Raw genomic sequence first — 25,213 nt, 5'->3', positions numbered from 1 at the left:
CGCGAACAGGTCGCCGGGGGCAGCTCCCGCGGGGGGATCGGGAACCACGCTCACCTCCTGCGGCAGGCCGCGACCGTCAGAGTCGTTCCACCACGTGGTCGATGCAGGCGGTCAGCGCGCTGACGTCGTCCGGGTCGACCGAGGGGAACATGCCCACGCGCAGCTGGTTGCGGCCCAGCTTCCGGTAGGGCTCGACGTCGACCACGCCGTTGGCGCGGAGGGTCTTCGCGAGGGCGGCCGCGTCGACCGAGTCGGCGAAGTCGATCGTGCCGACGACGAAGGAGCGCTCGTCGGGGTTGGTCACGAACGGCGTCGCGTACGGGGACTTCTCCGCCCAGGAGTACAGCCGGCCGGAGGACTCCCGGGTGCGGTCCACCGCGCCGGAGAGGCCGCCCAGCGACAGCAGCCACTGGATCTGGTCGGCCAGCAGGAAGAGGGTGGCCACGGCCGGGGTGTTGTAGGTCTGGTCCTTGGTGGAGTTGTCGATCGCGATCGACAGGTCCAGGAAGCCGGGGACCCAGCGACCGGAGCCCTTGATCTCCGCCACCCGCGCGAGCGCGTCGGCCGACATGAGGGCGACCCACAGGCCGCCGTCGCCACCGAAGTTCTTCTGCGGGGCGAAGTAGTAGACGTCGGTCTGCGAGACGTCGACCGGCAGACCGCCGGCGGCGGACGTGGCGTCGATGAGGACGAGGGCGTCGGCGTCGGTGCCGGCCGGCCGTGCGACCGGGGCCATGACGCCGGTGGAGGTCTCGTTGTGCGCCCACCCGTAGGCGTCGACGCCCGCCTGCGCGGTCGGGAGCGCCAGCGTGCCGGGCTCGGCCTTCGTGATCACCGGGTCGCCGAGGAAGGGCGCCTCCTTCGCGCCGGAGGCGAACTTGGCGGAGAACTCGCCGAAGGTGCCGAACGCCGCGCGGTCGCGGATGAGACCGAAGAGCGCGGCGTCCCAGAACGCCGTCGTCCCGCCGTTGCCGAGCACGACCTCGTAGCCGTCGGGCAGGTCGAACAGCTCGCGCAGCCCCTCGCGGACCTGGCGGACGAGCCCCTTGACCGGGGCCTGCCGGTGGGAGGTGCCCATGATCGCGGCGCCGTCGCCGGCCAGGGCCTGCAGCGCCTCGGGGCGGACCTTGGAGGGGCCACACCCGAACCGGCCGTCTGCGGGCAGGAGCTCGGCGGGGATCTGGATGCTCATCCGGGACGTGCCTCTCGGTTCTGGGTCGGCGGTGCGGACGACGACGGCCCGGGGCCGCAGGAGGGCGGACCGGGCCGTCGACGCAGGACGGGACGTGGCGGTCAGTCCTGTGGGAGCTGGCTGGTTCCCGTCGTCTGGATGGTGTCCCAGCCCTCGACCTCGTCGGGCTTGCGGGGGTCGGGGCCGATGTAGCGGGCCGACGGGCGCACGAGGCGGCCGGTGTTCTTCTGCTCGAGGATGTGCGCGCACCAGCCGGCGGTGCGGGCACAGGTGAACATCGAGGTGAACATGTGGCTCGGGACCTCGGCGAAGTCAAGGACGATGGCCGCCCAGAACTCCACGTTCGTCTCGACCGGCCGGTCGGGACGCCGCTCGCGCAGCTCCTTGAGGGCGGCCTGTTCCAGGGCCAGGGCGGCCTCGAAGCGCGGGGCGCCCAGTTCCTCGGCGGAGCGGCGCAGCACGCGGGCACGGGGGTCCTCGGCGCGGTAGACCCGGTGTCCGAAGCCCATCAACCGCTCCTTGCGGTCGAGGAGGTCCTTCACGTACTTGTCGGCGTCGCCGGTCTTCTCCACGTCGTCGAGCATGTGCAGCACCCGGGAGGGGGCGCCGCCGTGCAGGGGACCGGACATGGCCCCGATGGCGCCGGAGAGCGAGGCCGCGACGTCGGCGCCGGTGGAGGCGATGACCCGGGCGGTGAAGGTGGAGGCGTTCATGCCGTGCTCGGCGGCCGAGGTCCAGTAGGCATCGACGGCGGCGACGTGGCGGGGGTCGGGCTCGCCGCGCCAGCGGACCATGAAGCGCTCGACGATCGTGGCCGCCTCGTCGATCCGGCGCTGCGGGACGGCGGGGATGCCGATGCCGCGGGCGGACTGCGCCACGTAGGACAGCGCCATGACGGCGGCCCGGGCGAGCTCCTCGCGGGCCTCCTCGGCGTCGATGTCCAGCAGCGGGCGGTAGCCCCAGATCGGGGTGAGCATCGCCAGCGCGGCCTGCACGTCGACGCGGACGTCGCCGGTGTGGACCGGGATGGGGAACGGCTCGGCCGGGGGGAGGCCGGGGCCGAACTTGCCGTCGACCAGCAGGGCCCAGACGTTGCCGAAGGTGACCTTGCCGACCAGGTCCTCGATGTCGACGCCGCGATAGCGCAGAGCACCGCCGTCCTTGTCGGGTTCGGCGATCTCGGTCTCGAAGGCGATGACGCCTTCCAGGCCGGGTACGAAGTCGTCGGCCATCTCGCATGCTCCTCTGCGCGCGGGACCCGTGCGCGCATGGGTCATGGCGCACGCTTGCCTTGCGACCCTAGGCCGTGAGCCCGCCTTCGTCACAAGGGGGGCGGTCCAGGGGGTCTCTGCTCCCCCGCCCTTCAGTAGGGCGGGGGTGTGGTGGCGGCGGCGAGCCCGCTCGGGGTGGTGACGGTGAGGGTGCCGTCGGGGGTGAGGTCGTAGGTCCAGCCGGGGGCTTGGTGCTTGCCGCGGTGGTCGCCGGTGCAGAAGCCGGTCATGTTGTGCGCGCTGGTGGGTCCGTGGGGTGCGGGGGTGTTGTGGTCCAGTTCGCCGCCGCGTGCGACGGGCCTTCGGCAGCCGGGGAAGCGGCAGCGGGAGTCGCGGGCGCGGAGGTAGCGGTCGAGTGCTGCGGCGGGCCGGTGGCCGTCGGTGGGTGGTGGTGGGCCGAGGCCGGGGCGGCCGGTGAGGTCGTGCTGGCAGTTCTCGGGCTTGCGGATGCAGGCCGGTCGGCCGCAGTGGGATCTGCGGCGTAGTTCGCGGGCGTCGGTGAGGGCGAGCAAGGTTCCGGTGAGTTCGTCGATGACGGCGATGCGGGGCCGGTCGGCGAGGGCGCCCCCGGCGGTGCGGTCGAGCAGCGCGGCCAGTTCGGCGCGCCGCTGGACGGTGGCGGCGCGCAGGGCATCGAGGTCGGTGGCGGCGATGTCGATGAGGTGTCCGCCGCGGGCCTGGGCGGCACGGTCGTCGGCACGCTCGTCCAGCCAGGCCCGGCCGGCGGCCGCGGAGGCGCGGTTGAGCGCTCGATCCAGCTCCAGCAGGGCGAGGCCGGCCTGTTCTGCGGCGGTGCGTGCCGCCGCCCGCACGCCCTCGGCCGGGGCAGCAGGGGGATGAGGCGTGGCCGAATCGGGCTCCGCCTCGTCCCGGTCGTCGTCCTCGCGGGGGTCGGCGGCGTGGTCGGCTCGGTCGTGGTCGGGTTCTTCGGGGTCAGGGTGTTGGTGGGCGTTGCGGCGAGCTTCCTCGTCCCACCAGCGCTGCTGCACCTCTGGTGGTGGGTCGTCCTCGCCGCCCCACACGCCGGCCATCGCGCGGGCGTCGATCTCGGCTTCCCACCGGTCGAAGTCGGCCCGGGCGTGCTCCGGCCAACTGTCGTCGGGCAGTCCGGTGGGGTCCCAGGGCACGGCCGGCGCGGCCACCGGCGACGCGGTGCTCGGTGCGGTGTCGGGTGTGGGCTCGGGTGTGGCTGGCGCGTCGCTGAGGAGGCCGAGGGCTCGGGCGAGGGCGCGGACCATCTCCGCCGGGACCGGTTCGCCGCCGACGTCGCCGGGTGCGTTGCCGCCGAGCAGGGTGCGGACTCCGGCGACCAGGGTCAGCTGCGCCTGCACCGGCGGCAGTTGCGACTCACCGGGCCGCAGCACGAGGTCCAGCAGGACGTCGGCCATCTTCTGGCCGCGGGTCCGCGTATCGGCGGGGTCGTCGTCGAGGGCGTCGGCGTACCGGCCCAGCGCGTCGATCACGGCCTGGGCCTCCGGCGCGGTGAGCAGCGCTTCGAGCACCGCCATCCCCGGGCGCCGGTCGGTGCGCACCCAGGCGCCGCGGGCCCGCAGCGCGGCCACCAGATCGGCGGCCTCCTGCTTCGGGTCGCGGCCCAGGCCCATCCGGCGCACCTTGTCGGCCAACTGCGGCGGGGTGGTGAGGTGCCGCGTGCCCGCCCGGGCGGCCACCCACGCGAGCACGTCACGCTCGAGTTCGGCGCGCATGCCGTCGTCGGCCACGACCGCGACCCGTTCCAGCAGGGGGAACAGGTGCCCGGGATGCAGCAGCCCGGACTCCAGCGCGTCCAGCGTGGCCGGCAGCCTGTGCACCAGCGTCATCGCCCGCTCCAGCTCCCGGCCGGCGGCCGGCTTGCTGATCGACAGCGCGATCGAGAGCTCCGGCACCGCCCACTCGCTCACCCCGGCCAGCACCTCGGGTCGTGCCGCGCGGCGCTCAGCGCTCATCGCCCCGGGCTCGCCGGGCTGCCGGTCGGCCGACGCCGGCCGGGACGCGGCGAACTCCGCGATCGCCCGCGCCCGGACCGCGGTCAGCCGGGCGATCTCCCGGTCCGCGGCCTGCACCACCCCCAGCGGACCCGACGCCCACCCGGCCACGGGCGCATCCGCCACGGCGGTCGACTGGGCTCCCCTGTGTTCGATCGTATGTTCGACCACTGACAATTCTCGTGCGCCCGCTCGCCGGTTCGGGCGTGGGGCGGCGAACGAGTTCGGCGGCGTGGCGTCGTCCCGGGCGCTCCCGCGCCGCCGTGCCCTCCCGCGCCGCGGGACGCACACGGTGTCAGCATGGCGGCGTGCCCGACCTCTCCCGCATGCGCAGGGACTACGACGCCGGCCGGCTCACCGAGGAGGACCTCGCCCCCACGTGGGTCGAGCAGTTCGACCGCTGGTTCGCCGACGCCGTCGCCGCCGAGCTCCCCGAGCCCAACGCCGTCGTCCTCGCCACGGCCGACGCGGACGGCGCCCCCGACGCCCGCATCGTCCTCATGAAGGGGTACGGCGCCGACGGGCTGATCTTCGGGACCAGCTACGCCTCGGCGAAGGGCGCGCACCTGGCGGTGAACCCCCGTGCGGCCCTGGTCTTCCCCTGGCACCCGCTGCAGCGCCAGGTGCGGGTCACCGGCCGGGTGGAGCGGATCGGCGACACCGCCTCGGATGCGCTGTGGGACCCGCGCCCGCGCGGCTCGCAGCTGGCCGCGGCCGCCTCGCTGCAGTCGACCGTCGTCGACTCCCGCCGGGAGCTCGAGGAGCGGGTGCGCCGGCTGGACGAGGAGACCCCCGAGGGCAAGGTGCCCCGTCCGGCGGTGTGGGGCGGGTACCGCGTCGTGCCGGAGCGGGTGGAGTTCTGGCAGGGCGGTGCCGACCGGCTGCACGACCGCATCCGGTTCGTGCGCGACGATGTCGAGGGAGGCGGCTGGATCGTCCAGCGGCTCGCGCCGTGAGCACCCCGCCGATCGGGCCCGTGGACCCGGTCGAGGGCGGAAAGGCCGTGGAGGAGCCGGTTCCGGTTCCTGCGCGGCGTTCCTGGGCGATGGACACGACGCCCCTGCGGATCCCGGCCTACCGGCGGCTGTTCTGGGGCGTGGCCGCCACCATGCTCGGTCAGCAGATGACGCTGGTCGCCGTCCCGTTCCAGGTCTACGCGCTCACCGGCGACTCCCTGATGGTCGGCGTCACCTCGATCGTGGCGCTGGTCCCGCTCATCGTGTTCGGGCTCCTCGGCGGAGCGATCGCCGACTCCATGGACCGGCGCCGGCTCATGCTCATCACCTCGGCCGGCGCCGCGGTGACCAGCGTGCTGCTGGCCGTCCAGGCCCTGCTCCCCGGTGAGGGGAACCTCGCGGTGCTGTGGGTGCTCACCGCCTGCGTCTCGGGCTTCGCCGCCGTCAACCAGCCGGCCCGCAGCGCGGTCATCCCGGCGCTGGTCGGGCGGGACGCCGTCCCGGCGGCCAACGCCCTGTCCATGACCGTGCGCCAGGCCGCGGTGATCGTCGGCCCGCTGCTCGCCGGCGTCCTCATCGGCATGGGCGAGCTGTTCCTGACCTACGCGATCGACGCGGTCGGCTTCATCGTCGCCGCGGTCCTGCTGCGCGGGCTCCCGTCGCTGCCGCCGGGTCGGGACACCGGGCCGCTGCGGCTGGGTGCGGCGATCCGTGGGGTGGGGGAGGGCTTCGCCTTCCTGCGCACCCAGCCGGTGCTGCTCATGACGTTCGTGGTCGACATCATCGCGATGTGCTTCGCCTGGCCGCAGGCGGTGTTCCCCGAGCTGTCGGAGACCCGGTTCACCGACTCCCCGAACTCCCTGGGGTGGTTGTTCGCCGGCGTCTCCATCGGCGCGCTGCTCATGGGGCTCACCTCGGGCTGGGTGTCCCGGGTCGACCGGCAGGGGGCGGTGGTCCTCGGGGCGATCGCGGTCTGGGGCGTGGCGATCGTCGGGTTCGGCTGGGCGAACTCCCTCTGGCTCGCCGTGCTCTGCCTGGCAGTGGCCGGCGCCGGAGACATGGTCAGCGCGGTGCTGCGCTCCTCGATGCTGCAGCTGGCCGCGCCGGAGGAGATGCGCGGGCGCATGCAGGGCGTGTTCATCGTCGTCGTCGCCGGGGGGCCGCGGCTGGGTGACCTGCGGGCGGGGGCGCTGGCCAGCGCGGCGTCGGTGAGCGTGGCGATGGTGTCCGGCGGCGTGATCGTCGTGCTGGCGATGGTGCTGGTCGCGGTGGTCGTGCCGTCGTTCTGGCTCTTCCGCGCCTCCCGCACTCAGGTCTAGGGGAGTGCGGCGGCGACCACCTCCAGGTCGTCGACCAGGGCTGCGAAGGCCGCGTCACGGGCGTCGTCCGGGGTGCGCAGGATCGCCGAGGGATGGGTCGTCGCGAGGATCCACGTCTGGGCGGGGGCCGCCTCGTCGGGCTCGTCGTCGTCCGCCTCCTGGGCAGACGGCGACGGCGGCAGGCCGGGCAGCGTCCAGGGCAGCAGCCGGCCGCGGTCGGCGGTGATGCGAAAGGACGGCGCGATGAGCGCCTTCGCCGCCGTCGCGCCCAGGGCCACCACCACTTCGGGCCGGAGGACGACGAGCTCCGACTCCAGCCACGGCCGGCACGCGCGCAGGTGCTCCGCACCCGGTGTCCGGTGGATCCGTCGCTTGCCCTTCGGCGTGAAGCGGAAGTGCTTCACCGCGTTGGTGATGTAGGCGTCCCGACGGTCGATGCCGGCGTCGGTGAGCGCCCGGTCGAGCAGCCGGCCGGCCGGCCCGACGAACGGTTCGCCGGTGCGGTCCTCCTGGTCGCCCGGCTGCTCTCCGACGAACACGATCCGCGCGGTCGCCGGCCCCTCGCCGAACACGGTCTGCGTCGCCGGCTCCCAGAGCTCGCACGCCCGGCAGCCGGCCGCCGCGCCGCGCAGGCCGTCCAGGTCCAGGCCCGACGGCGGCCGCGCGATCCCGTTGCCCTCGCTCACGCCTCGATCCCACCGCAGGCCGGCGCCGGGCGCGACCGGTCGCCCCGGGGTCGCGAAAGGGGTCAGGCGCTGTCCGACCAGCCCGTTACGGTCGGGAGCACCGACCGACGACGGCAGGAGGACAGGTGCTCGAGTTCGACGGGCTCCACAAGAGCTTCGGCGACATACGGGTCCTGGAGGGCGTCGGGTTCACCGTCGCTCCGGGCTCGATGTTCGGCTTCTGCGGCTCCAACGGTGCCGGCAAGACGACGACCATGCGGATCGCCATGGGACTCGTCCGGGCCGACGCCGGTGAGGTGCGCTGGCGGGGCCGGCCACTCGACCAGGCGACCCGTGCCCGCATCGGCTACATGCCGGAGGAGCGCGGGCTGTACCCGAAGATGAAGGTCGGCGAGCAGGTCGCCTACTTCGCCCGGCTGCACGGCATGGACGCCGCCGCGGCGGCCAGGGCCTCGGAGGAATGGGTGGAGCGGCTCGGCCTCGGGGAGCGCCGCACCGACCAGGTGGAGAAGCTGTCGCTGGGCAACCAGCAGCGCGTGCAGCTGGCCGCCGCCCTGGTGAGCCGGCCCGAGGTGCTGATCCTCGACGAGCCGTTCTCCGGTCTGGACCCCGTCGGCGTCGACTCGCTGGCCGACGCGCTGCTCGGGCAGGTGCGCGAGGGCGTGCCGGTCGTGTTCTCCAGTCACCAGCTCGACCTCGTCGAGCGGCTGTGCGACTCGGTCGGCATCCTGGCCCGCGGTCGGATGGTCGCCACCGGGACGGTCGAGGACCTCCGCCGCCGGGAGGCCGGCCGGATGCTGCGCGTCGTCGTCCCCGACGCCGCACCGGACTGGGCCGGGTCGCTGCCCGGCGTCCGGGTGGTCTCCGAGTCCGCCGGGGACACGATCGTCGAGCTGGCCGACGGCACCGACGACCAGGCCGTCCTCGCCGCTGCTCTCCGCACCGGACGGGTGGAGCACTTCGCCTGGCAACGGCCGAGTCTGGTCGAGCTGTTCCGCGGCGCCGTGGCGGTCCCGACCGGCGACGAGGTGGCGGCATGAGCGGCAACCGGGAGCTGGGCAGCGCGGCGCTGGTGAAGCTGGTCGCCGGGCGCGAGATCTCCGCCCGCCTCCGCGACCGGAACTTCGTCATCAGCTCGGTGGTGATCCTCGTCGTGCTGCTCGGTCTCCTGGGCTTCCAGGTCGCCGTGAGCTCCGGCGAGGAGTCGAGCACCATCGGGGTGGTCGACGGGGAGCCGGGGATCGAGCAGGTGCTGGAGGCGCAGGGCGAGGCGCTCGACGTCCAGGTCACCGTCGTCGAGCTGGCCGACCGCGACGCGGCCGAGCGGGCGATCGAGGACGGCGACGTCGACGGCGTGCTGTTCCCCGGCGACGCCCCCGAGCTGCTGGTCGAGCAGTCGGCCGGCGGTTCGCTCGAGGCCGTCGTCCAGGGCGCGGTCGCTCAGCAGGCGCTCGCCGGGCAGCTGGCGGACGCGGGCATCACGGAGCTGGATGTGCCCGAGGTCGCCGTCACCTCGATGGACCCCGACGCCGACGCGGATGCCCAGCGGGTGGTCGCCGCGATCATCGGCGTCGGCATCCTCTACGGCCTGCTGATCATGTTCGGCCAGTTCGTGGCGCAGGGCGTGGTCGAGGAGAAGTCCAGCAGGGTGGTGGAGCTGCTGCTGGCGACGATGCGCCCATGGCACCTGCTGGCCGGCAAGATCCTCGGCCTGGGTCTGCTCGGGCTGGCCCAGATCGTGCTGATCGCGGTGATCGGCGTGAGCGGCGCGCTGGCCTTCGACATCGTCGAGGTCCCCGGCGACCTGATCGGGACCGCGGTCGCCGTCGTCGCCTGGTTCGTGCTCGGCTACGCCTTCTACGCGGCCGTCTTCGCCGTGGCGGCGTCGCTGGTCAGCCGACAGGAGGACCTCGGCAGCGTGCTCATGCCCACGACCCTGGTCCTCGTCGTCGCGTTCGTCATCGGCCTCCAGGCGGCGGCCGACGCCGACGGGGGGCTCGCGGTGGTGACCTCCTACGTGCCCGGCCTCTCCCCGCTGGTGATGCCGGTCCGGCAGGCCGCCGGGGACGTCGCGGCGTGGGAGGTCGGGCTCTCCGCGCTGATCGCGGCGCTGGCCGTCGCGCTCGTGGTCCGCATCGGGGGCCGGGTGTACGCGGCGTCGCTGCTGCGCACCAGCGGCAAGACCAAGATTCGCGAGGCCCTCCGCGCCGAGCGCGTGTAGCCCGGTTGGTCGTCCTGGCGCCCGGGTAGCCGGGCGCCATGGCGATGCAGCTGGGCTACACGATGATGACCGAGCAGGCCGGGCCGAAGGACCTGGTGCGGCACGTGGTCGCCGCGGAGGAGGTCGGCTTCGACTTCTCCGTCACCAGCGACCACTACTTCCCGTGGCTGGACGAGATGGGTCACTCGCCGCACGCCTGGACCGTGCTCGGCGCCGCGGCGCAGGCCACCAGCCGCATCCCGCTGATGACCTACGTGACCTGCCCGACGTTCCGCTACCACCCGGCGGTCGTGGCGCAGAAGGCGGCGACGCTGCAGATCCTGTCCGACGGCCGGTTCACCCTGGGGCTGGGCTCGGGGGAGAACCTCAACGAGCACGTCGTCGGCGCCGGCTGGCCGCCGGCCGACGTCCGGCAGGAGATGCTCGTCGAGGCCATCCACATCATCGACGAGCTGTTCGACGGGGAGGGCTACACGAACTTCCGGGGCGAGCACTTCGAGGTCGAGTCGGCCAAGCTCTGGGACCTCCCGGACAAGCGGGTGCCGATCGGCGTCGCCTCCGGTGGGAAGCAGGCCTCGACGATCGCGGGCGAGCTCGCCGACGCGCTGATCGCCACCGAGCCGAAGCCCGAGCTGATCGAGGCGTTCGACGCCGCCGGCGGGGAGGGCAAGCCGCGGATCGCGCAGATGCCGATCAGCTTCGGCACGGACAAGGCAGCCGCCGTCACGCGGGCGCACACGCTGTTCCGCTGGTTCGGCTTCGGCTGGAAGGTCAACTCCGAACTGCCCGGGCCGACCGCCTTCGACGCGGCGGCCCAGTTCGTCCGCGAGGAGGACGTCGAGAGCAGCATCCCGTGCGGGGACGACGTCGGCGCGGTCATCGAGGCGGCGAAGGAGTACGCCGACGCCGGGTTCACCCATCTCGCCCTCGTCCAGATCGGCGGGGACCAGCAGGAGCCGTACCTGGAGTGGACGCGGAGCACCCTGCTGCCGGCCTGGCGAGACGCCTTCGGCAGCTGACCCCCTCTCCTTGGGGTGAGGTTCCCCCGCGGGGGGACGCGCTGGAGCCCCGGTGCGGCTGATCATCTGCGGCATGACCGAGGACCTCGACAGGCGCCTCCGGCGGCTGCGGGCGTCCGGGGACACCAACGCGTTGATCGACCTCGGCTGCGATCTCGCCGACGCCGGCCGGCACGCCGACGCCGAGCAGTGCTTCCGCCGAGCCGCCGAGAAGGGCGACACCGTCGCCGCCTTCAACCTCGGCAACGCCCTCGCGGCGCAGGGCCGGTGGGACGAGGCCGTGGACGCCTACGAGGTGGCGCTGGCCGGCGGCGAGGCCGACGCCTGGCGCAACCTCGGCCTGGTGCTCGAGGACCTGGGCGACCTCGCCGGTGCCATGCGCGCCTACCGCGGGGCCGCCGACGCCGGCGACCTGGAGGGCGGTCTGCAGCTGGCCTTCCTGCTCCGGGAGCAGGGCGAGCGCGACGAGGCGCTGGCCGTGGCCGAGGAGATCGCCGCAGCCGGCGACACCGAGGCCGCCGCCGTCGTCGCCTGCTGGCGGTTCTGCGCCACCCTCGACCCCGCCCTGGAGGCCGACCTGCGTGCGGGGGCCGACCACTTCCCGGCGGCGCGGACCGACCTCGCGCACCTGCTGCGGGAGAGCGGCCGGGGGGCGGAGGCGCGCGCGGTGCTCGAGCGCGGCGCCAAGCTCGGCGAGCAGGTGGCCTGGCTGCCCCTGGGCAACCTCTACCGCGAGGACCTCGGGGACGACGAGGCCGCGGAGGAGGCGTTCCGTGCCGGGATCGCGGCCGGCGACGTCTACTGCCACCAGAACCTCGCGGTGCTGCTGGCCGACCGCGGCGACTACGACGGCGCCATCGAGCAGTTCCGGCTCGGCGCCGAGGCCGGTGACCAGCTCGCCGCGCAGACCCTGCGGGGCCTCGAGCTCGGCTGACCGGTCACCGGGCCGGCCGGGGGCCCCCGTGTGAGCCCGGTCACCCCGCTCACGGATACTGCTGGGGTGTCCCCAGCGATGGTCGACAGCCCGGACCCCGTGGACCGCCGTGCCTGAGAGGTCAGGCCTGCGGGCCGCCACGGAAGCGGACCTCGAGGCCGTCGGCGAGGCGCTGGGCATGTCGGCGCCCGCGCTGACACCGGCGCTGCTGGAGCCGGGGACCCGGGTGCTGGTCGGTGCCGTGGTCGGTGCCGAGGGCCAGGTCGTGCTGCTGCGCCGATACCGGCCGGACGACGCGACCGCCGAGGCGGTGGTGGTGCGCCGGGCGGGCGTGCCCCTGGACCATCCGGACGTGCTCGCCGCCGCCGTGGGCTGGGGGTGCCAGCGCGTCCGGCACGAGGCCAGCGACCGGTGCGTCCCGGTGCCTGCGCCGTCGGGTGGGGCCCCGCTGGCCGTGCGCTTCGTGCACCTCGCCGCTCTCGCTGCCACGCGGGTCGAGACCGGGCCCGCGCAGGCGGCGAGGGACGTCCTCGGGTCATTGGGCCTGCCGGTGCTCGACGAGGGGACCGGCGACCCGGCGATGCCGGGAGGACGGCCCTGGATCGCCCTCGCCACCCGGGAGGCCGTCGCCGGCGTGCGGCCGCGAGTGTTCTCGGCTGCCCTCGTGCACGAGGGCCGGCCGGTCGCGGGCCTGGTCGCCGACCTGTCCTCCGGGCATCGCTGGTCGGCGGTGTGCTCCCTCGGCGCACGCCGCGACGGCGTGCCGGTGCGCACCCGGCCGGGCAGCGCCCGGCGTCGCTCCGGGTGCACGGCCGTCGACCTGTGCCTGGTGGCCGACGGCGCGGCTGCCGCCTGGCACGACGCCGACCGCCGCGGCACGACCGTGCACGACGTGGCCGGCGGGCTGGCCGTGCTCCTGGCCGCCGGGGGCACCGCCCTCACCCACGACGGGCGGCCGCTGAGTCTCCGGCCGGACGCCGGGGCGCCGATCCGGTTCGTCGCCGCAGCCGACGAGACGACCGCGCGCGGCCTGCTCGACGCCCTCGGCTGACCCCTCCCGGCGACCCGTCCGGATCAGCGGGGGGCTGCCGCCCGGACAGCGGCGAGCAGGGCCTCGCGCTCGTGCATCGTGGTGCGGGCCCGGCCACGGCTGGCACCCAGCGCGACCTCGGCGGCGTCGATGGCCCGCCAGTCCTCCAGGAGCACCGGCTCGGCCCCGCGGGCCTGCAACGTCGTCACCAGGTCGTCGACGTCCCCGCGCACGGCCAGCGTGCCGTCGACCGCGTCGGCGAGCAGGGCGTCCACCGTCTCCCGGGCGTCGTGCTTGTTCGTCCCCACGACACCGGTGGGCCCGCGCTTGATCCAGCCGGCGACGTACTCGCCGGTCGAGGGGCGCCCGTCGCGCAGCACCCGTCCGGTGCCGTCGTGCGGCACCGTCCCGTTGCCCTCGTCGAGCGGCAGCCCGGGCAGCGGCGTGCCGCGGTAGCCCACCGAGCGGACCACCAGGTCGGCCGGCAGTACCTCCAGCTCGCCGGTGCCGACGGCCCGGCCGTCGCCGTCGACCGCGGTGCGCTCGATCTCGATGGCGGTGACCCGATCGTCGCCGTGCAGGCGCACCGGGCGCCGGAAGAAGCGCAGGCGCAGCGGGATGCGGCCGGCGTCGAGGGCGTGCTCGGCCCAGCCGCGGAGCACCCCGAGGTTGCGGCCGACCACGCGGTCGGCCGCGGCGCGCTCCTCGCTGCCGGGGTCGAGCTCCAGGTCGACGGGGTCGACCAGGACCGTGGCCCCGGCCATGTCGGAGAGCTCGCGCAGCTCCTGAGTGGTGAACGAGGCCTGCGCCGGGCCGCGGCGGCCGAGCACCGTCACCTGCTCGACGGGTGCGGCGGCCAGCGCGTCGAGGACGTGCTGCGGCATGTCGGTGGGCTCGAGCTCCTCCGGGGTGCGGGCCAGGACCCGCGCCACGTCGAGCGCGACGTTGCCCACTCCGATGACCACGACCGAGCGGGCTCCGGCGAGGGCGGCCTCCACCCGCGTCCGGTCGGCGTCGGGGTGCCCGCAGTACCAGGCGACGACGTCGGTGGCCGCGAGGCTGCCGGGCAGCTCCTCGCCGGGGATGCCCAGGCGCCGGTCCAGCGCCGCCCCGTAGGTGTAGACGACCGCGTCGACGTGCCGGCGCAGCTCGTCCAGGGAGAGGTCGACGCCGATCTCGACGTTGCCCACGAAGCGGACCAGCGGCTGGTCGAGGCTGCGGTGCAGGGTCTCCCGGATCGCCCGCATCTTCGCGTGGTCGGGCGCGATGCCGTGTCTGACCAGGCCGAACGGCGTGGGCAGCCGGTCGATCAGGTCGATCGCCACCGGGACGTCGGTCTGGCGGGTGAGGGCGTCGGCGGCGAAGATCCCCGCCGGACCCGCGCCGATGATCGCCACCCGCAGGGGACGGTCGGTGGACGGGGGAGGGGCAGCGTCGTCGAGGACCACGACTGGCATCCTGTCCCGGCCGGGGGCACTCCACCAGAGCGCGCGCCCGGTTTCCCGATCATCGTCGCTCGAGGAGGCCCCTCCATGTCCATCGTCGTCGTCGCCACCCTGACCCCCAAGCCCGATGCTGTCGACGCCGTCCGGGAGGCGCTGCTGGCCGCCGTCCCGAAGGTGCACGACGAGCCCGGCTGCGAGCTGTACGCCCTGCACGAGGCCGACGGCGCGTTCGTGATGGTGGAGCGCTGGGAGAGCGCCGACGCGATGAAGGTGCACGGCACCGCCGAGCCGCTGGCCACCCTGGGCGCTGCCCTGGCCGGCAAGCTCGCCGCCGCTCCGGACATCCGCCGGCTCACCCCGCTGCCGGCCGGGGACGCCGGCAAGGGCGCCGTCTGATCCGCCGGGCGCCCGGCCTCAGCGGCAGGAGCGGTTGAGGTCGAGGTCGTCCGGCACGTACTGGCTCAGCGTCACCGGGCCGCGCGGCAGCAGCGGCGGGAGCACGCAGGCGACCGCCGCCTCGTCCGCGGTGACCGACCCGGCCAGCCAGCTGCGCCGCCCGGCGAGCGGGCTGTCGGCCGGGACGGTGCCGACGATCTGCCGCCACTGCTTGTGGGTGGAGTAGACGCCGACGACGGCGCCCCAGGTGTCGAGGTAGGCGGTCATGCCCTCCAGCGCCGCGAGGTTGCGCGCCCGGGCGTCGTCCGTGCCGCCCTGCCAGGTGTTGGTGGTCTCGACGTCGAGCCACCAGACGTACTGGCCGGGCTGGGGGTCGATGCCGGCCTCGCGCGCCGCGGGCAGGAAGAACCGCACGACGCTGGAGCGGGCGCGCTCCCAGCCGTAGCGCCACGAGCAGGCGGCGGAGTTCCCGCCCTCGCAGTCCCCGTAGGGCGTCGCGCCCTGGGCGGGCCACGTCGTGACCAGCTCGATCATCTGCCCGGGATTGGCGGTGTTGAGGTACAGCTGCGTCACCGGCTGACCGGATGCCGCCCCGCTGGAGTCCTGTGACCACTCGAGCTGCTCGGCCAGGCAGGGGTTGGCGAGGGTGGCGATCCCGCCGTTGACCCCGACGACGGCGAAGGCGCGGTCCTCGGGGAGGTCGGCGTCGCACTGGGGGTAGGAGATGTCGACGCCCACCTCGGTGGGCGCGGCCGCCGCGGGACCCGCCCCCGCCAGCACGGCAGCGACAGCGGCGAGCAGGACCACGACGCGTCGCGTCGCCCGCCGTGCCGTCCCCGTGCTCATCCCCGCGAAGGTACCTGCGCCCCAGCCGGGACGGGAGCCCCTCAGACGGCCTGGCAGGTGGGGCACCAGTACAGGTTGCGTCCGACCATGACCTCGGTGCGGACCTCGGTGCCGCAGACGCGGCAGGGCAGGCCGGTCCGGCGGTAGACGTAGTGCGCGTCCTCGCGCTGCACTGCTCCGCGGCGGCGGGTGCGGTCCTCGGGGCGGGTGGTCACGATCCGGCCCATGCGGACGCCGGCCCGCAGCAGGGTCACCAGGTCGGCCCACATCTGCGCCCACAGGGCGTCGTCGACCGCGCGCCCGGGACGGAACGGCGAGACCCGGTGGCGGAACAGCAGTTCGGCCCGGTAGACGTTGCCGACGCCGGCCAGGACCGACTGGTCCATGAGCAGGGCGCCGACCGGCGTCCGGCTGGCCGCGATCCGGCGGTGCGCCCGGGCGCCGTCGGCACGGGGCCGCAGGGGATCGGGCCCGAGCCGGTCGAGGATCGCCGCCACCTCGGGGGCGGGCAGCACCTCGCAGACCGTCGGACCGCGCAGATCGGTCCACACCCCGGCGCCGTCGGGCCCGTCGGCCTCCCAGCGCATGCGCAGCGCGCCCTTGGCCGGGGGCGGGGTGCCCGACCCGGTCGTGTAGGTGCCGTACAGGCCCAGGTGCACGTGCAGGCTGTCGCCGCCGAACCGGGCGAAGAGGTGCTTGCCGTAGGAGAAGACCTCGTCGAGCACCCGGCCGTCGAGGAGCGCGGCACCCGCGTCGAACCGGCCCTGCGGGCTGGTCACGTGCACCGGCCGGCCGGCGAACAGGGCCGACTGCTCCCGCGCCAGGCGGTACAGGGTGTGACCTTCGGGCATCCGCGGAAGCGTAGGTGCTCCCCGCGGGCGCCGGATCAGCGGTCGGCGGTCTCCAGGCCGAAGTGCGGGCGGTCGTCGACCGCGACGAGTTCGATCAGCTCGGGGTGCTGCTGGATGTAGTGCCGCACGAAGGAGCAGTACGGCAGCACGGTCAGCCCGCGCTCGCGAGCGGCGGAGAGGACCCCGGCGATCAGCGTCGTGCCGATGCCCCGCCCACCCATGGAGGGGTCCACCTCGGTGTGCGGGAGGGTCATCTGTCCGTTGTCGACGTGGTAGCTGGCCAGCCCGAGGACCCGCTCGCCCTGCCTGATCTCGAAGCGTCCCCGCTCGGGGACGTCGACCACCGTGGTCTCCATGCGTGCGATCCACCTTCCGTGACCCCCGGCGACGTTGCCGGAGCTCGACGTGTGCCCCCGAACGGTAACGCGTGGAAACCGGTTCGTCTCTCCCCGATACCGACGAGTCGGGTCGGGGGCGGGTTCCCGCATCGCCACCGGATAGCCTCTGCGACGTCGGTCTCGCGGCACCAGTGGCCGAGGCCCCCGTAGCTCAGGGGATAGAGCATCGGTTTCCTAAACCGTGTGTCGCAGGTTCGAATCCTGCCGGGGGCACCCGTCTGGGGACGGCGCGGCAATTCGGTGGCTCCGGCCGCTTGCGAGGGCCACGCTGCGGTCCGTGACGAGCAGCGACGTCTGGGACGCGGCCACGGCCGGCCGCTACGACGAGGAAGCCGCCCACATGTTCGCGCCGGAGGTGCTCGACCCGGCGGTCGACCTCCTCGCGCGGCTGGCGGGCGACGGGCCGGCGCTGGAGTTCGCGATCGGCACCGGCCGGGTCGCCGTCCCGCTCGCCGACCGCGGTGTCCGGGTGAGCGGGATCGAGCTGTCCGCGCCCATGGCCGACCAGCTCCGCGGGAAGCGGGACGACGTCCCGGTGGTGGTGGGGGACATGGCGACGAGCGCGGTCCCGGGCGAGTTCTCCCTCGTGTACGTGGTCTGGAACAGCATCGGGAACCTGCGGACCCAGGCCGAGCAGGTCGCCTGCTTCCGCAACGCTGCCCGCCACCTCGGCCAGGGCGGGCGCTTCGTCGTCGAGCTGTGGGTCCCCGGCATCCGGCGCCTCCCGCCCGGGCAGGCGGCGGTGCCCTTCCACGTGGGCAGACGGCACGTGGGCTTCGACACCTACGACCTGGTCACGCAGCAGGGGACCTCCCACCACTACGTCCGGCAGGGGGACGACGGGAGCGTGCGGTACTCGGCCTCGAACTTCCGCTACATCTGGCCGGCCGAGTGCGACCTCATGGCGCAACTCGCCGGCCTGGAGTTCGAGCGCCGGACCGCCGACTGGAGCGGAGAACCGTTCACCGGGGACAGCGAGAGCCACGTCTCGATCTGGCGGAAGCCGAGCGGGCCGGAACGCGGTGGCGGGTCCGTGCGTTGACCCCGCATCCGCCGCACGTCGGCGCCCCTCGTCGAAGAGAGCCATGAGTACAAGTCACAGTCCCCGGGCCACGACTCCCTCCACCGGTGAGGGGGTGCGTGGCCGGTGACGGAAGTCCTCTCGCTCCTCCTGGGCGTGCTCGTCGTGCTCGCGATCACCGCGGTCACGGGCTACTTCGTGGCCCAGGAGTTCGCCTACATGGCCGTCGACCGCTCGGCGCTGGCCGCCCGCGCCGCCGCCGGCGACGCCGCGGCCACGCGGGCACTCACGGTGACCCGCCGCACCTCGTTCATGCTCTCCGGCGCCCAGCTCGGCATCACCGTGACCGGGCTGCTGGTCGGTTACGTCGCCGAGCCGTTGATCGGGCAGTCGCTGGGCGGGCTGCTCGGCGGCGTCAACGTGCCCGCCGGGGTGAGCGTCGGCATCGGCGCCGTCCTGGCGCTGCTGTTCTCCACCCTCGTCCAGATGCTCTTCGGTGAGCTCTTCCCGAAGAACCTCGCGATCGCCAAGCCCGAGCCGGTCGCGCTCTGGCTGGCGACGTCGACCGTGCTCTACCTGAAGCTGTTCGGCTGGCTGATCTGGGTGTTCGACCAGGCGTCGAACCTGCTGCTCAAGGCGCTCAAGATCGAGCCGGTGCACGACGTCGAGCACGCCGCCACGGCCCGCGACCTCGAGCACATCCTCGAGGACTCGCGGGAGAGCGGGAACCTGCCCGCGGAGCTGTCGATGATGCTCGACCGCATCCTCGACTTCCCGAACCGGCGCGTCGAGCACGCGATGATCCCGCGCCCCCGGGTGGGCACGGTCTCCGCGACCGACACGATCGGCCACCTGCGCGGCCTCATGGCGCAGGGCCACTCCCGCTACCCGGTCATGGACACCGAGACCGGGGACGTGGTGTCGGTGGTGCACCTCCAGGACCTGCTCACCAGCACCGAGCCCGACGGCGCCCGGGTGACCACCATGGCCCGCCCCTGCCTCATCGTCTCCACCTTCACCTCGCTGCCCGACGCCCTGCGCCAGCTCGCCGACACCGGCGACCAGATGGCCTGCGTGATCGACGAGTACGGCGGCTTCGCGGGGGTGCTCACCCTGGAAGACCTCGCCGAGGAGCTCGTCGGCGAGATCACCGACGAGCACGACGACGAGCACCCCGAGTACGTGCCGGTCGAGGGCGACGGCATCTGGGAGATGCCCGGCGACGTCCACGTCGACGAGGTCGAGCGGGCCCTGGCCGTCGACCTGCCCCGCGGCGACTACGAGACGATCGCCGGGCTGGTCATCGCCGTCGCGGGCACGCTGCCCGAGGCCGGCACCCGGCTCACCGTCGACCTGCCGCCCGACCCGGGCGACCTCGTGCACGCCGACGAGCCCGAGCCGCGGCTGCTCAGCATCGAGGTGCTCGAGGTCGAGCGGCACGTGCCCTCCCGCGTCCGCCTCGAACTGCCCGACCGCACCGCCCCCGCCGACGACGCGGTCAGCCCCGAGGAGACCTCCCGATGAGCGACAACCCCTGGGTCGTCGTCGGCGCGACCGTCGTGATCGTCGCGCTGAGCGCGTTCTTCGTCGCGGTCGAGTTCGCCGCGCTCGCCGCCAAGCGGCACCGCCTCGAGGAGGCCGCCCCCACCAGCCGCGCCGCGCGTGCCGCGCTGCGCAACTCCGCGGAGCTGACGCTGCTGCTGGCCGGCTCGCAGCTGGGCATCACCGCAGCCACCCTGGCGCTCGGTGCGATCAGCAAGCCCGCGGTGCACCACTGGCTGACGCCGCTGTTCCAGGACTGGGGGCTGCCGCTGGTCGCCGCCGACGTCGTCGGGTTCGTGCTGGCCCTGCTGGTCGTCACCTTCATCCACCTCGTCGTCGGCGAGATGGCGCCGAAGTCGTGGGCGATCGCCCACCCCGAGCGCTCGGCCACGCTCCTCGCCGTCCCGATGCGCGGGTTCATGGCCATCTTCCGGCCGCTCCTGCGCGGGCTGAACTCGGCCGCGAACCGGCTGCTCCGCTGGGTCGGCGTCGACGCCGTCGACGAGCTCGCCGTCGGCCACAGCCCCGACGCGCTCCGGCACCTGGTCGAGCACTCGGCGAACGTCGGTGCGCTGGACGCCAGCTTCTCCACGCAGATCGCCGGGGTGCTGGAGCTCGAGCAGCTCACCGTGCGCGACCTCGTCGACCCGGCCACGCCGCTGGCCGCCGTCCCCGTCGGTGCCACCGCCGGCGAGGTCCGGGCGGCCACCCGGCGCACCGGCCACCTGCGCATCCTCACCAGCGACGGTGACCGCATCGCCGGCGTGGTGCACGTCCGCGACACCCTGACCGCGGCCGACGAGGCGCCGGCTGCGGACTTCGCCCGGCCGGTGTTCAGCCTGGGCGCCGACACCACGGTGCACGCCGCGCTCAAGGCGATGCGCGAGACCCGCAACCACCTCGCCGTCGTCGTCGACGCCGGATCGGTCATCGGAGTGCTCACCCTCGCCGACGTGCTCGGCCGGCTGTTCCCCCCGCGCGAAGTGGTGACCGCGTGACCGGGGCATCCCGCGGCGCGGGAGGATGGTGGGCATGAGTCAGGTAGTCGCGACCTCCGAGGCCATCGTCCGAGCATCTGCCGAGCGGGTGAGCGCGGCGCTGGCCGACTACGAGGCGGTGCGGCCGCGGATCCTGCCGGTGCAGTTCAGCGAGTACCGGGTCGACAGCGGCGGGCAGGGCGCCGGCACGACGGTGCACTGGAAGTTCGCCGCGACGTCCAAGCGGGTCCGCGACCAGCTGATCGACGTCACCGAGCCCGCTGCCGGCACGCTCGTGGAGACCGACCGGAACTCCTCGATGGTCACCACGTGGACGGTCGCGGAGGCCGACGCCGGCGTGAGCACCGTGCGGGTGCGGACCACCTGGAGCGGGGCCGGTGGCATCGGCGGGTTCTTCGAGCGCACCTTCGCGCCGAAGGGCCTGGCCCGGGTGTACGCCGACCTGCTGACCCGGCTCGACGCGGAGCTCGCCGCCGGCTGATCCCGGCGCGGACGCCGATCGGCGGGGACCATGGGCCGGTGACCCTCGCACCACCCGCCGTCGGCTCCTCGCTCGACGCCCTGGCCGACCTGGTGGCCGACGGTGACGTCGTCGTCCTCTCCGGGGCGGGCCTGTCCACCGACTCGGGGATCCCGGACTACCGGGGCGCGACCGGCAGCCTCCGCCGGCACACCCCGATGACGTACCAGACCTTCACCCGGGATCCCCGTGGCCGGCACCGGTACTGGGCGCGCAGCTTCGTCGGCTGGCGGCAGATGCGCGAGGCGCGGCCCAACGACGGGCACCGGGCCGTGGGTCGGCTCCAGGCCGCGGGGCTGCTCGGCGGGCTGATCACGCAGAACGTCGACGGCCTGCACCAGGCCGGCGGTGCGACCGACGTCTTCGAGCTGCACGGCGGGCTGGACCGCACCGTGTGCCTGGGCTGCGGCGACGTCGCCGGCCGCGCGGCGCTCGACGAACGGCTGCGGGCGGCGAACCCCCACTTCGGTCCCCGGGTCGAGGAGATCAATCCCGACGGGGACGCCGAGCTGCCCGACGAGGTGCTGGACGGCTTCGTGATGGTCGGGTGCCTCGGTTGCGGTGAGGACCTGCTCAAGCCCGACGTCGTGTTCTTCGGCGAGACGGTGCCGCGCGACCGCGTGGACGCCTGCTTCTCGCTGGTGGAGCAGGCCGGCACCCTGCTCGTGCTCGGATCCTCGTTGACGGTCATGAGCGGCTACCGGTTCGTGCTGCACGCGGCGAAGCTCGGGATCCCGGTGGCGATCGTCAACGTCGGGCCGACCCGCGGGGACGGGAAGGCCGACGTCCGGGTCGACGCGCCGCTGGGCGAGGTGCTGCCGGCGCTCGCCGCCCGCCTGGCCGGATGACCCGCGAGGTCGAGCGCACCGACGACGGCCGGTACGTCGTCGTCGACGGGCGCCGGTGGCGCACGGCGGACCCTGCCCTGCCCGAGGACGTCCGCCGACGGCTGCTGCACCACCTCGGGGTGGCCCGGTCCGCGGTGCGGAACGCCGCCGGTGACGACGACGCCGTGGCCGCCGCCCGCGCCCGCGTGCAGCTGGCGAAGACCGGCCTGGGGGAGCGGGGACCGGCCTGGTGGGACCAGTCCGAGGCCGAGCGACGGGATCGCTGGGAGGCCGCGCTCCGCGCGCTCGGCGGTTGACCGCACACGCGACAGGGCAGGAAGCGGCGCGATGCAGACCTTCGTGCCGGTGGCCGACTTCGAGGAGAGCGCGCGGCTGCTGGACTCGCCGCGGCTGGGGAAGCAGCGGGTGGAGACGCTGCAGATCCTGCGGGCCCTCGAGCTGCCCGACTACGGGTGGGCCAGCCACCCGGCGGTGACCATGTGGCGCGGCCGGACCCCGGCGCTGGTCAGCTACGGGCTGGCGATGGTGCGGGTCTGGCGGGAGCGCGGATTCGCCGACACCACCGAGTCGCTGATCGGCGAGTTCGCCCCCGAGGTCGTCGGCCGGTCGCAGGCCGAGCTCGCCGCCGCCGGGCTGCTCCCCTCGTGGATCGGCAACGAGGAGCTGCACCGCTCCCACCGGTCGAACCTCGTCGCCAAGGACCCGGGGTTCTACCGGGCCCGGTTCACCGAGCTGTTCGGCCCCGAGCCGGACGACCTGCCCTACCTGTGGCCGGGCCCGGACGACGTCCCGACGGAACCCGAGCCCGAGGGCGTGCGGGTGTGGGTCGTCCGGCCCCGGTCGCACAACGAGCTGGGGGCCTGCCTGGCCGCCGGCGTGGTGGGACTGGGCACCCAGTCCGGCATCGACGTCGACGCGACCGGGCTCGACCCGGCCGAACTGCGGGCGTTGTCGAAGGAGATCTCGGGCCGCCGCCCGGCCAAGGACCTACGCCAGCTGTCGGCGTTCCTCGACGATCTGCGGCCCGGGGACCCCGTGGCGCTGCCCGTCGAGCACGGGGCGGGGCTGCTACTGGGCGAGGTCGTGGGCGACTACCTGTTCCAGGGCCGCGAGCTGCTCCCGCACCGGCGGCCGGCCCGGTGGGACCGGGTGGTGCCACGCTCGGCCACCCGCCCCCCGGCCACGCTGCAGGACCCGCGTGCGCTGTTCCGGGTCGTGCTGGACCCCGCCGTGCTCCGCTGACCAGGCCGGGGGCAGGCTGATCAGGCCGACGGGAGCGGCACGTTCTGCAGCCGCACCTTTCCCTGGGCCACGAGCTTGCCGTCCTCGGCGCGGGTGAGCGTCACCTGCCACAGCTGCTGGGTGCGGCCCTGCTGCACGGGCTGGGCGACGACGTCCACCCGGCCGGCCGTCATCGACCGGATGAAGTCGGTGTCGTTGTTGACGCCGACGGAGAACTGGCCCTGGTCGCGCACCGCTTCACTCGCCCCGATGCTGGCCGCGGTCTCGACGATCGCGCAGTAGACGCCGCCGTGCACCACACCCCACGGCGTGTGCTGCTCCGGGCCGAACTCGGCGGTGCCGGTCACCCGGGTGCCGCTCTTCTCCACCGTCCGGAAGCCCATGGCGGCCACGAAGGCCGGCGGGGGAGGCGGCTGCTCGTCGGTCACGCGTCCCACACCAGGCAGAAGGGGTGGCCGACCGGGTCGGCGTAGACGCGGAAGTCCCCGCCCTCGCCGGGCAGCCTCCGGGCGCCGAGTGCCAGGACCTTCGGCTCGGCCTCGTCGACGTCGGCGACGCGGATGTCGAGGTGGAACTGCTGCGGTCGCGCGGGGTCGGGCCAGTCCGGCGGCCGGAGGTCGGGCGCCTGCTGGAAGGCGATCCGGTAGCCGGCGCCGGTGATGACCACCCAGTCGTCACCGGGGTTCCCCTTCACCTCCATCCCGAGCAGGTCGGCGTAGAAGCGGGCCAGGGCGTGCGCGTCGGGGGCGTCGATCACGACGGAGTGCAGCTGACCGATCATGGGCACATCCTGGCGGCTGGGTCCGACGGTCTCCAGCCGGTATTCGCCCACGGGACCCCGGCTGCGGGGGCCGACCGGCGTGGCGCAGGATCGACGCGTGCCGACTCCGCCCGTCCTGGGAACACTGTCCTGGCTGCCCGCCACCGAGCATCCCGAGCTGCTCGGGCCGCCGGTGGCCGCCGCGCTCGGCGGGCTGGCCGGGCCGGCGTGGGTGGCCGAGATCGACGACGACCTCGCCGACACCGCCGCCTTCACCGAGGCCTACGGGGTGCCGGCGGAGGCGTCGGCCAACTGCGTGGTGGTCGCCGCTCGCCGGGCCGGGCAGACGACGATGGCCGCCTGCCTGGTGCTGGCGACCACGCGGGCCGACGTCAACGGGCTGGTACGGCGGCAGCTCGACGCGCGGAAGGCCTCGTTCGCCCCGCAGGACGTCGCGGTCGCCGAGAGCGGCATGGCCTACGGCGGCATCACCCCGGTCGGCCTGCCGTCGTCCTGGCCGGTGCTCGTCGACGCCGCCGTCGCCGCGGCCGACCTCGTCGTCGTCGGCTCGGGCACCCGGGGGAGCAAGCTCGCCGTCCCGGGCGCGGTGCTCGCGGCCCTGCCGTCGGCGCGGGTCCTGGAGGGGCTGGGCCGGCCGCTGGCGCCCGCGGGACACCCCGCCGCGGACGGGCCGCCGCCGGCCACGCGCCGGGCACCCGACGACAGCGACGTGGGCTGGGGGGAGCGGCCGGGCGACCCCTCCGACGACGACCGGCGCTATCTCGAGGACCGGCCCCCGCACTGGGGTTCCGACTAGAGCTGCCCAGGCAGCGAGCTCGTCCCTGGCCCGGAGGGGTCCGTGCCGGGCCCGCGGCCCTGCTGCGCACGGAGCAGGTCGCGGATCTCCACGAGCAGCTCGACCTGCGTGGGCTCGGCGGGGCCGGCCTCCTCGCCGCGCTTGCGCCTCTCGATGATCGACTTCATCGGCAGCACGACGACGACGTAGACGACCGCCGCGGTGAGCACGAAGGTGATGACCGCGTTGATGAAGGCGGCCCAGTCGAAAACCTGCTCGTCGACGGTGAAGGTGCCTCCGTCCAGGCCGCCCCCGCCGAGCAGCCCGATCAGGGGCTCGAGGAACGAGGCGGTGAACTGGCCCACCACCGCGGTGAAGGCGGCGCCGATGACGACGGCGACCGCGAGGTCGACGACGTTGCCCCGGAGCAGGAAGTCCTTGAATCCCTTGATCATGGACGTCATCCAACCGCGTGCGGTGTGCGCCGGCGACGGTCACGGTGGCGGCAGATTGACGGTCAGCGTCGCGGTCGTCGCCGCGGCGGCGAGGCGGGCCGCGGTGGCGGGGTCCACCGCCACCAGGAGCAGACCGGCGGCAGGGTCCTCGCCCGACCCGCCGGCCGCGAGCACCAGCACGCCGTCGGCGAGGAGTTCGGCCTCCGCGGCACCGGGAGCGGTGGCCAGGACGTCGACGCGGTCGCCGGTGCGCACCAGCCCGGCTACGGCGAGGTCGGCCAGCCGGACCGGGGCGGCCACCTGGCTCCGGGGGAGCAGGGTGGTGAGCCCGGGCCCGACGAGCCGGGTGTCGGTCAGCGGCTCGCCGGGGCGCACCGCGCCGGCGAGCACGCGCCCGAGCAGCAGGTCGGGCTCGGCGACCACGCCCGCGGGTGCGGTGCCGACGGGATAGCCGGCCACCTCCAGGTCGCCCGGGCCGAGCG

General features: G+C 74.4%; 28 protein-coding genes and 1 tRNA gene. 17 read left to right on the top strand and 12 right to left on the bottom strand.

Going from position 1 to position 25,213, the window contains the following annotated elements; all coding sequences use genetic code 11:
- Positions 1-76: 76 nt before the first annotated feature.
- The 3 genes from serC to BN344_RS18930 form a co-directional block, all read right to left on the bottom strand.
- Positions 77-1,192, bottom strand: a complete 1,116-nt coding sequence (gene serC, locus BN344_RS06250) for a phosphoserine transaminase (RefSeq protein WP_040337389.1) — start codon at positions 1,190-1,192, stop codon at positions 77-79.
- A gap of 101 nt (positions 1,193-1,293) precedes the next feature.
- Entirely contained in the window at positions 1,294-2,424 is a 1,131-nt protein-coding gene (locus BN344_RS06245) for a citrate synthase 2 (protein WP_040337388.1), read from the bottom strand.
- A gap of 131 nt (positions 2,425-2,555) precedes the next feature.
- Positions 2,556-4,574 (bottom strand): 13E12 repeat family protein, encoded by a 2,019-nt coding sequence (locus tag BN344_RS18930; RefSeq protein WP_231486528.1) that lies wholly within the window; start codon positions 4,572-4,574, stop codon positions 2,556-2,558.
- Between the two features lie 182 nt (positions 4,575-4,756).
- On the opposite strand from BN344_RS18930, the gene pdxH reads away from it, so the two are divergent.
- Both pdxH and BN344_RS06230 read left to right on the top strand, forming a co-directional pair.
- Positions 4,757-5,404, top strand: coding sequence for a pyridoxamine 5'-phosphate oxidase (gene pdxH / locus BN344_RS06235; protein WP_155858769.1), 648 nt, complete (start codon positions 4,757-4,759; stop codon positions 5,402-5,404).
- The gene (locus BN344_RS06230; protein WP_231486526.1) at positions 5,401-6,723 is read left to right on the top strand and encodes an MFS transporter; all 1,323 of its coding nucleotides are present in this window, start codon (positions 5,401-5,403) and stop codon (positions 6,721-6,723) included. Before pdxH ends, BN344_RS06230 begins: the two co-directional genes overlap by 4 nt.
- Here BN344_RS06230 and BN344_RS06225 read toward each other — a convergent pair.
- Positions 6,720-7,409 (bottom strand): UdgX family uracil-DNA binding protein, encoded by a 690-nt coding sequence (locus tag BN344_RS06225; RefSeq protein ID WP_040337387.1) that lies wholly within the window; start codon positions 7,407-7,409, stop codon positions 6,720-6,722. The genes BN344_RS06230 and BN344_RS06225 overlap by 4 nt on opposite strands.
- A 125-nt stretch (positions 7,410-7,534) precedes the next feature.
- Here BN344_RS06225 and BN344_RS06220 point away from each other — a divergent pair, with 125 nt between their 5' ends.
- The 5 genes from BN344_RS06220 (at position 7,535) to BN344_RS06200 (ending at position 12,634) form a co-directional block, all read left to right on the top strand.
- Positions 7,535-8,449: an ABC transporter ATP-binding protein gene (locus BN344_RS06220; RefSeq protein ID WP_040337386.1), complete on the top strand. Its 915-nt coding sequence runs from the start codon at positions 7,535-7,537 to the stop codon at positions 8,447-8,449.
- Positions 8,446-9,630 (top strand): ABC transporter permease, encoded by a 1,185-nt coding sequence (locus BN344_RS06215; protein WP_051515586.1) that lies wholly within the window; start codon positions 8,446-8,448, stop codon positions 9,628-9,630. Before BN344_RS06220 ends, BN344_RS06215 begins: the two co-directional genes overlap by 4 nt.
- Positions 9,631-9,668: 38 nt before the next feature.
- A complete protein-coding gene (locus BN344_RS06210) occupies positions 9,669-10,649 on the top strand; it encodes a TIGR03557 family F420-dependent LLM class oxidoreductase (RefSeq protein ID WP_081788386.1) in 981 nt (326 codons plus the stop codon).
- A 73-nt stretch (positions 10,650-10,722) separates the two neighbouring features.
- Positions 10,723-11,583, top strand: a complete 861-nt coding sequence (locus BN344_RS06205; RefSeq protein ID WP_040338036.1) for a tetratricopeptide repeat protein — start codon at positions 10,723-10,725, stop codon at positions 11,581-11,583.
- 109 nt (positions 11,584-11,692) lie between these two features.
- On the top strand, positions 11,693-12,634 hold the full coding sequence (locus BN344_RS06200; protein WP_040337385.1) for an inositol monophosphatase family protein: 942 nt from the start codon (positions 11,693-11,695) through the stop codon (positions 12,632-12,634).
- 23 nt (positions 12,635-12,657) lie between these two features.
- Here BN344_RS06200 and BN344_RS06195 read toward each other — a convergent pair whose 3' ends face one another.
- The gene (locus BN344_RS06195) at positions 12,658-14,061 is read right to left on the bottom strand and encodes an FAD-dependent oxidoreductase (RefSeq protein ID WP_231486524.1); all 1,404 of its coding nucleotides are present in this window, start codon (positions 14,059-14,061) and stop codon (positions 12,658-12,660) included.
- An 84-nt stretch (positions 14,062-14,145) separates the two neighbouring features.
- On the opposite strand from BN344_RS06195, the gene BN344_RS06190 reads away from it, so the two are divergent.
- Positions 14,146-14,454, top strand: coding sequence for a putative quinol monooxygenase (locus BN344_RS06190; RefSeq protein WP_040337384.1), 309 nt, complete (start codon positions 14,146-14,148; stop codon positions 14,452-14,454).
- 18 nt (positions 14,455-14,472) lie between these two features.
- On the opposite strand, the gene BN344_RS06185 is transcribed toward BN344_RS06190, so the two are convergent.
- Genes BN344_RS06185 through BN344_RS06175 form a run of 3 tightly spaced genes read right to left on the bottom strand, consistent with a single transcriptional unit; the run spans position 14,473 to position 16,507 of the window.
- Positions 14,473-15,300 carry a glycoside hydrolase family 25 domain-containing protein gene (locus BN344_RS06185; protein WP_040337383.1) on the bottom strand — a complete coding sequence of 276 codons (828 nt, stop codon included), beginning with the start codon at positions 15,298-15,300 and terminating at the stop codon, positions 14,473-14,475.
- Between the two features lie 41 nt (positions 15,301-15,341).
- Positions 15,342-16,151 (bottom strand): Fpg/Nei family DNA glycosylase, encoded by an 810-nt coding sequence (locus BN344_RS06180; RefSeq protein WP_040337382.1) that lies wholly within the window; start codon positions 16,149-16,151, stop codon positions 15,342-15,344.
- A 35-nt stretch (positions 16,152-16,186) separates the two neighbouring features.
- On the bottom strand, positions 16,187-16,507 hold the full coding sequence (locus BN344_RS06175) for a GNAT family N-acetyltransferase (protein ID WP_040337381.1): 321 nt from the start codon (positions 16,505-16,507) through the stop codon (positions 16,187-16,189).
- 182 nt (positions 16,508-16,689) lie between these two features.
- Here BN344_RS06175 and BN344_RS06170 point away from each other — a divergent pair.
- From BN344_RS06170 to BN344_RS06135, 8 genes are all read left to right on the top strand, one after another.
- Positions 16,690-16,762, top strand: a tRNA-Arg gene (locus tag BN344_RS06170).
- A 64-nt stretch (positions 16,763-16,826) separates the two neighbouring features.
- The gene (locus BN344_RS06165) at positions 16,827-17,591 is read left to right on the top strand and encodes a class I SAM-dependent DNA methyltransferase (protein WP_040337380.1); all 765 of its coding nucleotides are present in this window, start codon (positions 16,827-16,829) and stop codon (positions 17,589-17,591) included.
- Between the two features lie 105 nt (positions 17,592-17,696).
- A complete protein-coding gene (locus BN344_RS06160; protein WP_040337379.1) occupies positions 17,697-19,094 on the top strand; it encodes a hemolysin family protein in 1,398 nt (465 codons plus the stop codon).
- Entirely contained in the window at positions 19,091-20,110 is a 1,020-nt protein-coding gene (locus tag BN344_RS06155) for a hemolysin family protein (protein WP_040337378.1), read from the top strand. Before BN344_RS06160 ends, BN344_RS06155 begins: the two co-directional genes overlap by 4 nt.
- Before the next feature lie 34 nt (positions 20,111-20,144).
- Positions 20,145-20,591, top strand: coding sequence for an SRPBCC family protein (locus BN344_RS06150; RefSeq protein WP_040337377.1), 447 nt, complete (start codon positions 20,145-20,147; stop codon positions 20,589-20,591).
- A gap of 38 nt (positions 20,592-20,629) precedes the next feature.
- Complete coding sequence (locus BN344_RS06145; RefSeq protein WP_040337376.1) at positions 20,630-21,478, top strand: NAD-dependent protein deacetylase; 849 nt, start codon at positions 20,630-20,632, stop codon at positions 21,476-21,478.
- The gene (locus BN344_RS06140; protein ID WP_040337375.1) at positions 21,475-21,774 is read left to right on the top strand and encodes a hypothetical protein; all 300 of its coding nucleotides are present in this window, start codon (positions 21,475-21,477) and stop codon (positions 21,772-21,774) included. Before BN344_RS06145 ends, BN344_RS06140 begins: the two co-directional genes overlap by 4 nt.
- Positions 21,775-21,805: 31 nt before the next feature.
- Entirely contained in the window at positions 21,806-22,720 is a 915-nt protein-coding gene (locus BN344_RS06135; protein WP_040337374.1) for an MSMEG_6728 family protein, read from the top strand.
- A gap of 20 nt (positions 22,721-22,740) precedes the next feature.
- Here the strand turns inward: BN344_RS06135 and BN344_RS06130 are convergent, their stop codons facing one another.
- Together BN344_RS06130 and BN344_RS06125 are read right to left on the bottom strand one after the other, a co-directional pair.
- The gene (locus tag BN344_RS06130) at positions 22,741-23,148 is read right to left on the bottom strand and encodes a PaaI family thioesterase (RefSeq protein ID WP_040338034.1); all 408 of its coding nucleotides are present in this window, start codon (positions 23,146-23,148) and stop codon (positions 22,741-22,743) included.
- On the bottom strand, positions 23,145-23,501 hold the full coding sequence (locus tag BN344_RS06125) for a VOC family protein (protein ID WP_040337373.1): 357 nt from the start codon (positions 23,499-23,501) through the stop codon (positions 23,145-23,147). The genes BN344_RS06130 and BN344_RS06125 overlap by 4 nt, the downstream gene beginning before the upstream one ends.
- A 97-nt stretch (positions 23,502-23,598) precedes the next feature.
- Here BN344_RS06125 and BN344_RS06120 point away from each other — a divergent pair, with 97 nt between their 5' ends.
- Positions 23,599-24,297 carry a YbaK/EbsC family protein gene (locus tag BN344_RS06120; protein ID WP_040337372.1) on the top strand — a complete coding sequence of 233 codons (699 nt, stop codon included), beginning with the start codon at positions 23,599-23,601 and terminating at the stop codon, positions 24,295-24,297.
- Here the strand turns inward: BN344_RS06120 and mscL are convergent.
- Entirely contained in the window at positions 24,294-24,731 is a 438-nt protein-coding gene (gene mscL, locus BN344_RS06115) for a large conductance mechanosensitive channel protein MscL (protein ID WP_051515583.1), read from the bottom strand. The two genes, BN344_RS06120 and mscL, sit on opposite strands and share 4 nt — an antisense overlap.
- A gap of 39 nt (positions 24,732-24,770) precedes the next feature.
- Positions 24,771-25,213, bottom strand: a 443-nt coding sequence (locus BN344_RS06110) for an RcpC/CpaB family pilus assembly protein (RefSeq protein WP_051515582.1), incomplete at its 5' end; no start/stop codon positions are given.

The organism is Candidatus Blastococcus massiliensis AP3 (assembly GCF_000582785.1).
Lineage (GTDB): Bacteria > Actinomycetota > Actinomycetes > Mycobacteriales > Geodermatophilaceae > Blastococcus > Blastococcus massiliensis.
This window is presented reverse-complemented; position numbering and strand designations above follow the sequence as displayed.